The sequence below is a fragment of the Serratia sp. CY33525 genome (genome assembly GCF_052169115.1).
Taxonomy (GTDB): Bacteria; Pseudomonadota; Gammaproteobacteria; order Enterobacterales; family Enterobacteriaceae; genus Serratia; species Serratia sarumanii.
Genome location: NZ_JBJNLK010000002.1, coordinates 362,074 through 374,320 on the forward strand (window position 1 = coordinate 362,074; position 12,247 = coordinate 374,320).

Annotated in this window: 13 protein-coding genes; 6 read left to right on the forward strand and 7 right to left on the reverse strand. The window is 60.3% G+C overall.

Annotated elements, in window-relative coordinates:
- The first annotated feature begins 46 nt into the window (after positions 1 to 46).
- The 5 genes from rlmF to ACJ8IM_RS06780 all read left to right on the forward strand — a co-directional run bounded on the left by rlmF (position 47) and on the right by ACJ8IM_RS06780 (position 5,002).
- On the forward strand, positions 47 to 1,012 hold the full coding sequence (rlmF, locus tag ACJ8IM_RS06760; protein WP_172448763.1) for a 23S rRNA (adenine(1618)-N(6))-methyltransferase RlmF: 966 nt from the start codon (positions 47 to 49) through the stop codon (positions 1,010 to 1,012).
- Between the two features lie 295 nt (positions 1,013 to 1,307).
- Entirely contained in the window at positions 1,308 to 2,612 is a 1,305-nt protein-coding gene (locus ACJ8IM_RS06765) for a methyl-accepting chemotaxis protein (RefSeq protein ID WP_033653405.1), read from the forward strand.
- Between the two features lie 178 nt (positions 2,613 to 2,790).
- Entirely contained in the window at positions 2,791 to 3,360 is a 570-nt protein-coding gene (locus tag ACJ8IM_RS06770) for a TetR/AcrR family transcriptional regulator (RefSeq protein ID WP_033653404.1), read from the forward strand.
- 11 nt (positions 3,361 to 3,371) lie between these two features.
- On the forward strand, positions 3,372 to 4,010 hold the full coding sequence (locus ACJ8IM_RS06775; RefSeq protein ID WP_033653402.1) for a GNAT family N-acetyltransferase: 639 nt from the start codon (positions 3,372 to 3,374) through the stop codon (positions 4,008 to 4,010).
- A complete protein-coding gene (locus tag ACJ8IM_RS06780) occupies positions 3,998 to 5,002 on the forward strand; it encodes an alpha/beta hydrolase family protein (RefSeq protein ID WP_033653401.1) in 1,005 nt (334 codons plus the stop codon). Before ACJ8IM_RS06775 ends, ACJ8IM_RS06780 begins: the two co-directional genes overlap by 13 nt.
- Here ACJ8IM_RS06780 and ybiO read toward each other — a convergent pair.
- The 6 genes from ybiO to dps form a co-directional block, all read right to left on the reverse strand.
- Positions 4,999 to 7,224, reverse strand: a complete 2,226-nt coding sequence (gene ybiO, locus ACJ8IM_RS06785; protein ID WP_033653400.1) for a mechanosensitive channel protein — start codon at positions 7,222 to 7,224, stop codon at positions 4,999 to 5,001. The genes ACJ8IM_RS06780 and ybiO overlap by 4 nt on opposite strands.
- 154 nt (positions 7,225 to 7,378) lie before the next feature.
- Positions 7,379 to 8,101 (reverse strand): glutamine ABC transporter ATP-binding protein GlnQ, encoded by a 723-nt coding sequence (glnQ, locus tag ACJ8IM_RS06790; protein WP_004939230.1) that lies wholly within the window; start codon positions 8,099 to 8,101, stop codon positions 7,379 to 7,381.
- Positions 8,098 to 8,757, reverse strand: a complete 660-nt coding sequence (gene glnP / locus ACJ8IM_RS06795) for a glutamine ABC transporter permease GlnP (RefSeq protein WP_004939229.1) — start codon at positions 8,755 to 8,757, stop codon at positions 8,098 to 8,100. The genes glnQ and glnP overlap by 4 nt, the downstream gene beginning before the upstream one ends.
- Before the next feature lie 102 nt (positions 8,758 to 8,859).
- Positions 8,860 to 9,603: a glutamine ABC transporter substrate-binding protein GlnH gene (gene glnH, locus ACJ8IM_RS06800; RefSeq protein WP_004939223.1), complete on the reverse strand. Its 744-nt coding sequence runs from the start codon at positions 9,601 to 9,603 to the stop codon at positions 8,860 to 8,862.
- Positions 9,604 to 9,940: 337 nt separating this feature from the next.
- Entirely contained in the window at positions 9,941 to 10,207 is a 267-nt protein-coding gene (locus ACJ8IM_RS06805; RefSeq protein WP_033637659.1) for a DksA/TraR family C4-type zinc finger protein, read from the reverse strand.
- 140 nt (positions 10,208 to 10,347) lie between these two features.
- Positions 10,348 to 10,851: a DNA starvation/stationary phase protection protein Dps gene (gene dps / locus ACJ8IM_RS06810; protein ID WP_004939215.1), complete on the reverse strand. Its 504-nt coding sequence runs from the start codon at positions 10,849 to 10,851 to the stop codon at positions 10,348 to 10,350.
- 355 nt (positions 10,852 to 11,206) lie between these two features.
- Between dps and ACJ8IM_RS06815 the strand changes: the two genes are divergently transcribed.
- A complete protein-coding gene (locus tag ACJ8IM_RS06815; protein WP_033653536.1) occupies positions 11,207 to 11,758 on the forward strand; it encodes an AAA family ATPase in 552 nt (183 codons plus the stop codon).
- Here the strand turns inward: ACJ8IM_RS06815 and ACJ8IM_RS06820 are convergent.
- On the reverse strand, positions 11,740 to 12,207 hold the full coding sequence (locus tag ACJ8IM_RS06820) for a YhcH/YjgK/YiaL family protein (protein ID WP_033646871.1): 468 nt from the start codon (positions 12,205 to 12,207) through the stop codon (positions 11,740 to 11,742). The two genes, ACJ8IM_RS06815 and ACJ8IM_RS06820, sit on opposite strands and share 19 nt — an antisense overlap.
- Positions 12,208 to 12,247 lie beyond the last annotated feature (40 nt).

Consider the following 12,247-nt stretch of genomic DNA (forward strand, 5'->3'; position numbering starts at 1 on the left):
TGTGTTATCTTACGCGCCGGAAATACCTTCAAGAGAGCCCGTCACGGTGGAAAAAAAGAAAACCTTCCCGCAGCAGAAAAGCGGCCTGCATCCGCGCAACCGTCATCGTTCACGCTATGACTTCCCGGCGCTGATCGCCAGCTGCCCGGCGTTGGCGCCGTTCGTAAAACCGAACGGCTGGGGCGATGTGTCGGTGGACTTCGCCGATCCGGCGGCGGTGAAAATGCTCAACCGTGCGTTGCTGCAGCACTTTTACGGCATCGAACACTGGGATATTCCGGCGGACTACCTGTGCCCGCCGATCCCCGGCCGCGCCGATTATCTGCACCACCTGGCGGATCTGCTGGCGACCAGCAACGGTGGCGAGATCCCGCGCGGCAAGGGCGTGGCGATCCTCGACGTCGGCGTCGGCGCCAACTGCATTTACCCGATCGTCGGCCTGCGCGAATATGGCTGGCGTTTCACCGGGTCTGAAATCGATTCGGTGTCGCTCAACGCGGCCAAAATGATCGTCGAGATGAACCCGACGCTGCGTAACAGCGTGCGTCTGCGGTTGCAGAAACAGCCTGAGCTGATTTTTAGCGGCATCATCGGCGCGGCCGAGAAATTTGACGCCACCCTGTGCAACCCGCCGTTCCACGCTTCCGAGCAGGAAGCGCGCGCCAGCACCCGCCGCAAGCTGCATAAATTGGGCAAAGGGGAAGTGGCCGACAAGCCGGTGCAAAACTTCGGCGGCAAGAACAACGAACTGTGGTGCGAAGGCGGCGAAGAAGCCTTCGTGCGCAAGATGGTGGAAGAGAGCGTCGGCAAGGCCAACAACTGCCTGTGGTTCACTTCGCTCATCTCGAAAAACACCACGCTGCCGGCCATCTACCATGCGTTGAGCGTGGCGGGCGCGGCCGAGGTGCGCACCATCGAGATGACGCAAGGGCAGAAGATCAGCCGCTTTGTCGCCTGGACCTTCCACGACGCCGAGCAACAGGCCGCCTGGGCAGCCGAACGCTGGCGCTAATCCTTCCGGCGCCGGTTGACCTGCCGGCGCCGACAAAAACCCGCATTTTACCTTTCAATTTTCATCACTTACGTTATTCTCAATACGGAATTAATAATAAAAATCTTAGTCTGTTGGTTTATTTAAATTCGAATAATTACTTTACTGAATAAATAAATTTAATCCGGTTAAGAGCAATAACCAGAAGGAACGGCGCTGCCCGTTCCTTCCGCGATGGCACGTCTGCGTGTGGGCGCGGCACGTGGCCAGGCAAAAATAAGAAAAGCGCCATCATCTGCCACAAGGACTACACCTTATGCTGTTACGATTCAGTCAGTTAACTACCCACAAAGGCGCCGAACTGAGCGCGATAGAACACGCCGTTCCGATGATCGTATTCTCGCCCGACGGCACGGTATTGCGCGCCAACGATCTTTTCCTCAACACGCTGGGATTTCAACGCGATGACGTGATAGGCCGGCATCACCGTATTTTCTGCGATCCGAACTATGTTGCCAGCCCGCTGTACCGCAAACATTGGGAGACGCTGAATAAGGGCCAACCCATCACGGACACCATAAAGCGCATCGCGAAAAACGGGGAGGCGGTGTGGCTGCAAGGCACCTATGCGCCGGTGCTGAATAAACAGGGTAAGGTGGTGGAGATCGTCAAGATCGCCAGCGAAGTGACCGAGCGAGTGACCCAGGCGCAGGAGCATCGCAGCCTGCTGGCGGCGCTGAATCGATCGATGGCGATGATCGCTTTCACGCCGCAGGGCACCATCGTCAGCGCTAACGACAATATGCTGGCGCTGATGGGCTATCGGCTGGAAGAGGCGTGCGGGCAGTCGCATGCGGTGCTGTGCCCGCCGGAGTTCGCCAATTCCGACGATTATCGGCGGCATTGGCAGCGCCTGGCGCGCGGCGAGTTCATCACCGGGCGTTTTGAGCGCCTCAACCGGCGCGGCGAACGGGTATGGCTGGAGGCCAGTTACAACCCGATCCTCGACAACGAAGGCCAGGTGGTGAAGGTGGTGAAGATTGCCCAGGACATCACCCGGCTGATGCAACAGCAGCAGCATGAAGAAGAGATGGTGCGCAACGCGCATCATCTGTCGCTCGATACCGACCGGCAGGCGGCGCAGGGCGCGATTATCGTGCAGCAGGCGGTGAAGGGCATGCAGCAGGTCGAAGCGGCGGCGCGCGAAACCTCGGACGTGGTCACCGAGCTGGGCAAGTGTTCTCAGCAGATCGGCACCATCGTCGAAGCCATTCGTAAAATCGCCTCCCAAACCAACCTGCTGGCGATTAACGCCTCGATCGAAGCCGCCCACGCCGGCGAGCACGGGCGCGGTTTTGCGGTGGTGGCCAACGAAGTGCGCACGCTGGCGGAACAGTCGCGCAAGGCGGCGACCGAGATCGAACGCATGACCAAGTCCATCCAGCAAGGCGTGGCGGCGGCGATTGCCGGCATGGCAACCTGCGTAGAGCAGGCCGGCGGCGGCGTGGCGCTGACCCATGACGCCGGGGAAGTGATCAACCAGGTCAACATCGGCATGCACGACGTCGTGAAGCTGATGCAGGCGTTCACGTCGGTGAAGCAGGGCGACGCGCTGCACTGACTTTTCATCGCGCCGCCCGCCGAAAACGGGGGCGGCGTTTTTATCTTCCCGCCGATTCGCACGCCGTTGAGCCGTGGTTCAATTTTTCCGGCCTATGCTATCCTTAAATATGAACGAACGTTCGTTCATGTTCACTCGATGGCGCCAGGCGCCCCCTTCACCGTTTCGGGAGCTGCCGATGGGAAACCGAGAAAAGATTGTCGAGGCCGCGCTGCACAGCTTTACCCATAGGGGATTTCACCAGACCAGCATGCGGGATATCGCGCAGGCGGCGGGCGTCAGCGTCGGCAACCTCTATAACCACTTTACCGGCAAGGAAGCGTTGATCGGCGAGATCGCGCTGCTGGAAAACGGCGTATTCGCCGAGTTTGCCGCCGGGCTGCGGGCCGACAGAACGCGGCCGAAGCAGGCGCTGTCGGCCTTTTTCACCGCCTATCACGCCTTTGTCGCCGAGCCGGCCAATGTGCAGCTGTCGGCTGAGATCGTGGCGGAGGTGGCGCGCAACCCGGCGTTGGCCGAGCCGTTCAGCGCCAACCAGCGGCAGCTGATTGAGGCGCTGGCGACGGTTATCGCCGAGGCTCAGCAAACCGGTGAGATCGCACCGGCGATAGCGCCGTTGCCGCTCGCGCAGCTGGTGCTGGACGCGATCGAAAGTCAGGCCTGGCGGCAGGCGATCTTTACGTCGCCTGCGCCGGAGGAGACCACGCCGGTGCGGCTGTTGGAACAGCTGCTCTACCGGCATCCCTAGTCGAGGTGGATATGCTGCACATTGAGCCGTACCGCGATGCTGACCGCCTGCAAACGGCGGCGCTGATCTACGCCGCGTTCTGCGACAAGTTTCAGCGCGCGCGCCGTCTGAGCGCCCGCCTTCAGTGGCGTTTGTTCTATCGGCTATGGAGTTGGAAGCAAGGCGGTAGCCGGGAGCGCAGCTTTGTGGTGAAGCAGGATGAACAGGTGGTGGCGGCCTTTGCCCTCAATGCGGCCGCTGGCGAGAACAGCGCCGGGCGGTGTCCGCGCACCTTGCCGATTTGGCGGCTGTGCCGCCGCTATGGCTGGCTGAACGTTTGGCGCATGTATCTGCAAATGGCGGTGTTGCGGCACACCCCGGCGGCCGATGAACTGTATCTCTCTTACCTGGCGGTGGCCGAGAGTCAGCGTGGCAAAGGGGTGGGCAAGCGGCTGCTGCAGTGGATGAACGACTACGCTGCCGGGCAAGGCGCGGGCCGACGCCTGAGCCTGCACGTCAGCCGGCGCAACGTGGATGCGCTGCGCCTGTATCGGCGCTGCGGTTTTCAGGTGCGGCGAGAAGAGCATTACGCTGCGTTGGGATGGCTGTTCGGCCAGGCCGACTGGGTGTTGATGGAGAGACGCTGCGGGGAGGCGACGTGCGCAAAATAGGATTGTGCAGCGTGGCGCTGCTCCTGCTGGCGCTCGGCTGGGTCATTTACGTCAACGACTTTCGTTTTGTCACTGAACCGGTCACGGTGACCGCCGGCGGCAACCGGCTGACCGGCACGCTGGTGTTGCCGCAGCATGCGCCGGTCAAGCCCGGCGTCGTGGTGTTCGTACACGGTGATGGGCCGGCTAACGCCAGCCGCGACGAAGGCTATTACGGCATTTGGGAGGCGATGGCGCAGCAGGGCTACGCGGTTTTATCCTTCGATAAGCCGGGCGTTGGCGGCTCCGGCGGCAACTGGCTGCATCAGACCATGGCGGATCGCGCGCGGGAAACCGCCGATATCATCGACTGGGCCCGGCGGGACGGGCGCTTCGATGCGCGCTGCGTGGGGCTGTGGGGCACCAGCCAGGCGGGGTGGGTGATGCCGGCGGTGGCGCGTTTGCGCCCCGACATCGCCTTCACGCTGGCGCTGGCGCCGGCGATCAACTGGCTGCGGCAAGGGCGTTATAACACCCGGGCGGCGATGGCGGCGGCAGGGGATGATGAAGCGCTGATCCAGGCGCGCGAGGCGCATTGGCGCCACATTCAGACGCTGCTCGAACAGCCGGACGGCTACGCGCAGTACCGCCGCGAGTATGGCGCCGCCGCTGCATTGAGCGCCGACCGCTGGCGCTTTATCCGCGCTAACATGGCCAGCGACGCGACGGCGGAATTGCGGCATTTCACCACGCCGGTGCACCTGATCCTGGGCGGGCGCGACGTCAACGTGGACGCGGACGAAACCGAGCGCGTGTATCGGCAAACGATCCCGGCCTCGCTGCTGACGGTGACGCGCATCGACGAGGCCGATCATGTGATGATCAAACCGCTGTTCGCCCGCCATCCGTGGCTGATCAACGTGGTTGGCCTGTTTGCGCCGCGCTCGGTGCAATACGACGCCTACCGACAGGACGTGGCGGCCTTTCTGGCCGCTCAGCCCTGCGGGCGCTAACCGCCGGGGACCGAGGGCGGCGCCTGTTCTTCCTGCGGCTGCGGCGCGCGGGAGATCTGCATCGCCTGCTGCGGCATGCCGATGCCGGCCCGATCGAAATGGATTTTCACCAGCCGATCGAGGGCGTATTGCACCACCCATTGTTTCAGCGCCTGCGTGCGCACCGTTACGCGGGTGGTGAACGAGCGGTCGCCCAGCGCCACCACGCCGTTGAAGACCGGCTCGCCAATCAGGAAATGCTTCACCTGTTCATCCTGCTTCAGCGCCGCGACGGCCTGATGCAGCACCTCATTGACCCGATCGATGTCCTCGTCGCGGCTGACGGTGTAGTTGGCGCGGTATACCCCGAATTCGCGCGCATAGTTGGCCAGCGTGGTGATCGAGGAGTACGGCACGATGTGGTAGACGCCGTAGTCGTCGCGCAGGCCGATCGAGCGGATGGTCATGCGCTCCACGGTGCCGGTGATGCCGCTGACGGTGACATATTCGCCGGTGTTCATGCCGTTTTCGAACTGGATGAACACGCCGGTGATCACGTCTTTCACCAGCGTCTGGGCACCGAAGCTGATGGCCAGCCCCAGCGCGCCGGCGCCCGCCAGCAGCGGCGCGATGTTCAGCCCGACCTGCGACAGCACGATCATCACGGTAATGGTGCTGATAACGATGGCCAGCACGTTGCGAAACAGCGTCAGCAGCGTGCGTTCGCGCGCGCTCGGCCGCACGCCGTTGCTCAGTTCCAGCGCCAGGCGGTGCTCGATGATGCTGGCCATCAGCGTCCAGCTGAAGACGGCGATCAGCAGGATCAGCAGGATATGCACCAGCCCGCCGAGCGTTCGCTGGCCATTTTCGCTGCCCGCCCACTGGTACAGGTTGATCAGGTGCCAGGCATCGAGTAGGAACAGCGTCACTGCCAGCACCACCATCACCCGCAGTATCTTCAGCCCGTTGGGGATGTAGGAGTTGATGCGCCGCTCGAGCATCGGATAGCGCAGATTAACGTCGGTCGGCAGCGAAATGCGGCGGAAAATCCAGCGGGTCAGCATGCCGGACAGCAGAGCGCCGACGCCGACCACCAGCAGGCTTTTCACCGTGGCGCTCATCATAAAGCGCAGGCTGTTGCCGATGTCGAACTGGGACAGCACGAACAACACCAGAAAATAGGCGATCGCCAGCAGATGCCAGATATGCCCCAGGCCGCGCAGGATCGCGCTGAAAAACGCCATCGACCGTTCGGCCAGCAGGTTGATCTGTTGCTGTATCGGCTTGCGGTTGTGCAGGATCAGCCAGATGGCGTACAGCGTCAGCGCCAGCATCACCACCAGGTTGACGGCGGCGGCGGCCGGGTAGCTGATCTGCACCGCCACCACCGGCACCACCACCATCAGGCCGTAGCCGATCAGGCCGCTGAGCCAGGCGAGGCGCGTGTTCCAGTAGCGCGCGCTCTGGTCGCTGAAGGGGAAGGGGCGCAGGTAGTCGAAGTTGGGGGCGAAAATCAGCCGCAGCACCGCTTTGAAAAACTCAATCACCGCGAAGGCGCTGAGAAACAGGGTCTGCAGCCGCAGAATGGTGGCGCTGTCGGCGTGGACGTGGCGGGCGAACAGGTTGCCCGCCGCCAGCGCCAGCAGCAGCACCAGCAGATCGACGGCGAAAGCGCCGAGAATGGCGGCGGGGCGCTTATACCACGGGCCGCGCTGTAGCCGCGCGTTGTGCCCCCAGCTGCCCATGCGTTTGTACAGCGGCGCGATCAGCCGCCGGATCAGGTGGAACAGCGCAAAGGTGACCGTCACCGTCAGCAGAAAGTAACCCAGCGCGCGGAAAAAGCCGGCGGGATTGAAAACGCGCTTCGGGCCGGAGTCGATCAGCTTTTGCAGCGCGCCGAGCTTCTGGTTAAAGGTGCCGATGCCTTCCTGCGCCAGCGAGTTCAGGCTGTCGCTCAGCGTGGCCGGCGTTGATTCCTCCGGCGTTGTTGGGGCGGCGGCGGGGGCGTCGCCGGCGGCCTGTTTCAGGTGGTTGATGAGTGCCGCGCGCGTTTTGTCGTCTTGCAGCAGATCGGCCAGCGCGGCGTAGGCGGCCTTCTGCTGCTCGCTCTTGTCGGCGGGCGCGGGCGGCGCGTTTTGCGCCAGTGCCGGTGGTGCGAAGACGTTCAGGGTCAGCAACAGCAGCAGGAAAAGCAGGTGTTCTCGCAGATGAGAACCTCGTCGGGAGTCTGCGTTTGGCGGCATTGTTCCTCTCTTTGGCGTTCTGTGATCGGCGGATGTCAGAGCAATACGATGAAAAACAATGAATATAGTAGGAAAGGAAACGCGATGGGGCGTGGGAACGCGTGCGGAATGAAAGCGGCGGGCGCGTGGCGCGCCCGCCGTGAAACCGCCAGGATCAGGATACGTGCTGCAGGAACTCCTGCAGACGCGGGCTGGGCGGATGGTTGATCAGGTCGTGCGGGTTGCCGTCTTCGGCAATCCGGCCCTTATCGATAAAGATCAGGCGCGACGCCACTTTTTCGGCAAAGCCGACTTCGTGGGTGACGATGACCATCGTCATGCCTTCCTCGGCCAGATCCTGCATCACCTTCAGCACTTCGTGGCGCAATTCCGGATCGAGCGCGGAGGTCGGCTCGTCGAACAGCATCATTTTCGGCTTCACCGCCAGCGCGCGCGCAATCGCCACGCGCTGCTGCTGCCCGCCCGACAGTTCGGACGGATAGTGGTGGGCACGCTCCGCCAGACCGACCTTGGCCAGCAGCTCGCGCGCCAGCTTTTCCGCATCGGACTTCTTCGCGCCGCGCACGCGGATCGGGCCGAAGGCGACGTTTTCCAGCGCCGTCAGGTGCGGGAACAGGTAGAACTGCTGGAACACCATGCCGGCTTCCTGGCGGATCAACCGATCGTCCACTTTCGGATCGTTGGCTTTCAGGCCGTCGACGATCAGATCGCCGCTGGTGACCTCTTCCAGCTTGTTGATGCAGCGCAGCAGGGTGGATTTGCCGGAGCCGGACGGCCCGATGATCACCACCACTTCGCCTTTGTCGATCTTCAAATCGATGTTATGCAGCACCTGGGTTTGGCCAAAATGCTTGGAGACGTTTTTAAATTCAATCACAGGATTTTCATCCTTCTTTCCAGACGACGCAGCACGAAGCTCAGCACCAGGGTAATAATCAGATAGATAACCGCCACGGCGCTCCAGATTTCCAGCGCGCGGAAGTTACCGGCAATAATTTCCTGACCCTGACGGGTCAGCTCCGCCACGCCGATCACGATGAACAGCGAGGTGTCTTTGATACTGATGATCCACTGGTTGCCCAGCGGCGGCAGCATGCGGCGCAGCGCCAGCGGCATAATGACGTAGCGGATGGTTTCGCGGCGCGACAGGCCGAGCGCCAGGCCGGCCTCGCGGAAACCGTTATGAATCGACAGCACCGCGCCGCGGGTGATTTCCGCAATGTAGGCGCCGGAGTTGATCATGATGGTCACCACCGCCGCGGTGAACGGATCGATGCGCAAATCGGTGAACGCCATCGGCAGGGCGAAGTAGATGAACATCACCTGCACCACGATCGGCGTGCCGCGGATCACTTCGATAAACACCAACGCGATGTGGTTGGCGATCCAACCGCCGTAGGTGCGGGCAAAGCCGGCGACGAGGCCGATGATCAGGCCGCCAATCAGACCGAGGACCGAAATCCACAGGGTCATTTTGGCGCCCTCTAACAAGATAGGAATGGCGGGCCAGATGGCGCTCCAGTCGAACTGCATGATATTTCTCCCGGTGATCCCGAACGTGGGTATCAGATACAACGAAGCGCAGGGGGGTAAGCGCCCCCTGTGCTTAAGTTAATAGCTTGCCAAATTCACAGCTTACTTAGGTTCGGTGCCGAACCACTTCTTGTAGATCTCGTTATAGGTGCCGTTCTCACGCAGGGTTTTCAGCGCGCCGTTCACCTTCTCGCGCAGCTCGTCGCTGCCTTTAGGGAAGGCGATGCCATACTGCTGTGCTTCCAGCGAATCGCCTACGGTTTTGAACTTGCCGGCGCCGGCCGTCTTGATGAAGTACAGGATGTTTGGCGTGTCGTGCAGCACCGCATCGGCGCGCTTGGTGCCCAGCTCCATGTAGGCGTTGTCGATGTTAGGGAACTGACGCAGATCCTTGGTTTTGATGTGCTGCTTGGCGTAATCCACCGAGCCGGTGCCGCTCTTCACCGCCACCACTTTGCCGTTCAGATCGTCGATGCTTTTCACGCTGTTGTTGTCGGCGTTGACCATCACCAGCAGGCCGCTCTTGTAGTAGCCGTCGGAGAAGTCGATGGCTTTCTTGCGCTCATCGGTGATGGTGATGCCGGCCAGCGCCAGATCGACGTTTTTGGTCTGCAGCGCCGGAATGATGCCGCCGAAGTCCATTGGCTTCAGGGTGTAGTCCAGCTTCAGCTCTTTGGCGACGGCGGCCCACAGGTCGATGTCGAAGCCGACGTATTTGTCGCCTTGTTTGAACTCAAAAGGAACGAAAGCGGTGTCGGTGGCGACCACCAGTTTGTCTGCTGCGTGGGAACTTACGGCAAAGGCCAGAGAGAGTGCGGCCAGGGAGACTTTAAAAATCGACTTCATGAGAGGAATTCCTGTACAGGTTGCGGATTACCCATTTTTTATATTGCAGTTGGTGCCATGAAAAAATCGTGCCATGTTTTCAACTACTATAAAAACAAAGAGTTATTGCGTGATGTTGTGCCGTGAAGGCGAATTGTTATGGTTGTGCACCAAGGTGAGGCACCAAAATGGTGCGTAAGAATTATCTTGGTGCATGGGGCTATCATTAACCAAACTTTGGCTGTGAAACAACCGTTCTTTAACGTTTTTGCTTCAATATTGATAACTAACTCTAACTTTCATGATGCACTGACGGTGCAATCGGAGCCGCGTGCGGCGAAAAGGGGGGCAGATAATGCTAGCGCAACTGGCTGTCTTTGCTGCCGCGCCGGTTATACAGGCTGGCGGCCGCGTGTTTTTTGTCTTGTTCGGTCTGGCAGGCGAGGCAAAAACGCACGCCGGTTAACGCCTTGCGGCGCGCCTCGGGGATCGGCTCTCCACATTCCTGGCAATAGCGCTCGCTCTCGCCGTGCCCGAGCGCTTCACGCGCGCGCTGCACCGCATCGTCGACGGTGGAATCAATCTGATCTTGTACGGCGCCGTCCGCCGCCCAGCCGCTGGCCATCGTTACCTCCTGACAAAGGAACCTTACCGTTTAATATGGGCCGTTTTTTGTACAATGCAACGGCCGCGAAAAAGAAAACAGGCCGGGCGAAGCCCAGCCTGTTCTGCCCGGAACGACGGGCGCTCTGCAACTTTTTAGCGTTATTCGATGTTGGATTCGATGAACCACAGGAACTTGTCCAGATCGCGCGAGGCGGCGGTGAACATGTCGGCAGTATCTTCGTCTTCCACTTCGGTAATGGCTTTACGGATGTCATTCGCGACCGCGCCGTAGCGATCGGCCAGCGCTTTCAGGTGCTCTTGCACGCTGTGGATATTGGTCGGATAGCTTTTCAGCGGCGTGCGATCGTTAACCACCTGTACGGTGCCCAGCGCCACGCCGCCCAGTTGCACCACGCGTTCGGCGAAGGTGTCCTGATGCTCGATGATGGCGGTGCGGAAGCCGTCCAGCATTTCATGGACCGCGATGAAGTTTGCGCCGCGCATGTTCCAGTGCGCCTGCTTGGTGATCAACGAAAGATCGATGAATTGCACGACCTGATGGTTCAGCGCCTTGATGGCGGCCAGTTTGACTTTTTCGTCCAGATCGTTACGGGTATACAGCAGATCAGAAGATTTCGTTTTCACCAGTTTAGCGGTACTCATATCAGATATCCTCTTGATTAGTCGTTGTCCTATTTCGTTACGGGATCAATTATAGCAGGGGTATTTATTTTTGCCGCACGAAAATGGCTATTGCACAAATAGGAATGGCCGAATGGCACTATTTTTATTTGTTTTTTGTTTTTGTGTAACTTTATGAAAGTTATTGTTATTTCAATTTAAGGTATTATTTATGTCAGTGAAGATTTACCCCTGTTATTTTATTTTCTGCCGGCATGCGGGTTCGGCTAAATATCTGCTTTGTTATCGGGGTGTTAATTTCAAGCCTATTCAGATTGATAGCCGTAATTGATGCGGATAAAGTAAGGGAATTAACCCCGGACTTTATTGGCGAATGATGAAAATTAACGTCGTCGGCACCAGCGGCAGCGGTAAAAGCACCCTGGCGCGTCAACTGGCGGAACGTCTTGACGTTCCCTATATCGAGATGGACAGGCTCTATTGGCGGCCCGAGTGGCAGGGGACGCCCGATGACGCGTTCCTGGCGCGGCTTGAGCAGACGCTGGCCGAAGCGGGAGGAGGCTGGGTGCTGGACGGCAACTACAGCCGCACGCAGGCGATCAAGTGGCGCGAGGTCGACTATATCCTGTGGCTGGACTACGGCTTCTGCCGCACGCTGTGGCAGGCCGTGCGCCGCGCGTGCCGGCGCGCGGCCAGCAAAAGCGAGCTGTGGCCGGGCACCGGCAATCGGGAAAGTTTCCGCCGTTCTTTCTTCAGCCGCGAGTCGATCGTGCTGTGGACGATCCGCACCTACTCGAAGAACCGGCGAAAATACCTGGCGGAGATGGCCCGTACCGATGCAGGGCGCCGTTTCAAGCGCTTGCGCTCTCCCCGCCAGGCCGCCGATTTTCTACGGACGCTGCCGCAGGTTCACAGCAACAGGCGGTGATGGATCCTCACCACCGCTTTCTTGATGTGCTGCGGCCGCTGCCACAGGCAGCCGGTTTTGTGCGCTTCCATCTGGAAAAAGATCGCGAACATGCCGTGCGTCATGTGCAGCGTTTGCGGGTGGCGTTTGATGTCCAGCAGCAGAAGGTCGCTATTTTCCGCGTGGGGATGTTCGCGGTGCCAGTCGCCCGCCAGGCCGTATTCGATGCGTTCTTCGCCGCTGATCAGCAGATGCAGCGCGATGTACTCCTGATGCATTTCGGCGCGCTTTTCCGCCGCCGGCACGGTGGTCAGCGTCATCACGTCCATAAAGATGTTGTCGCCGTCGATCGGGTGATGGCCCAGCGCCAGTTCGGGCAGGTCGCATCGGCGTAACTCGGTCAGGGTTGAAACCAGCGCCGGCGCGAGTCCGCGGCCGAAGCGGGGGTTGAACAGGCTGTTGTGAATCACTGTTATTCTCCATGTGAGCGAAAGTCCAAAGAGCCTGCGA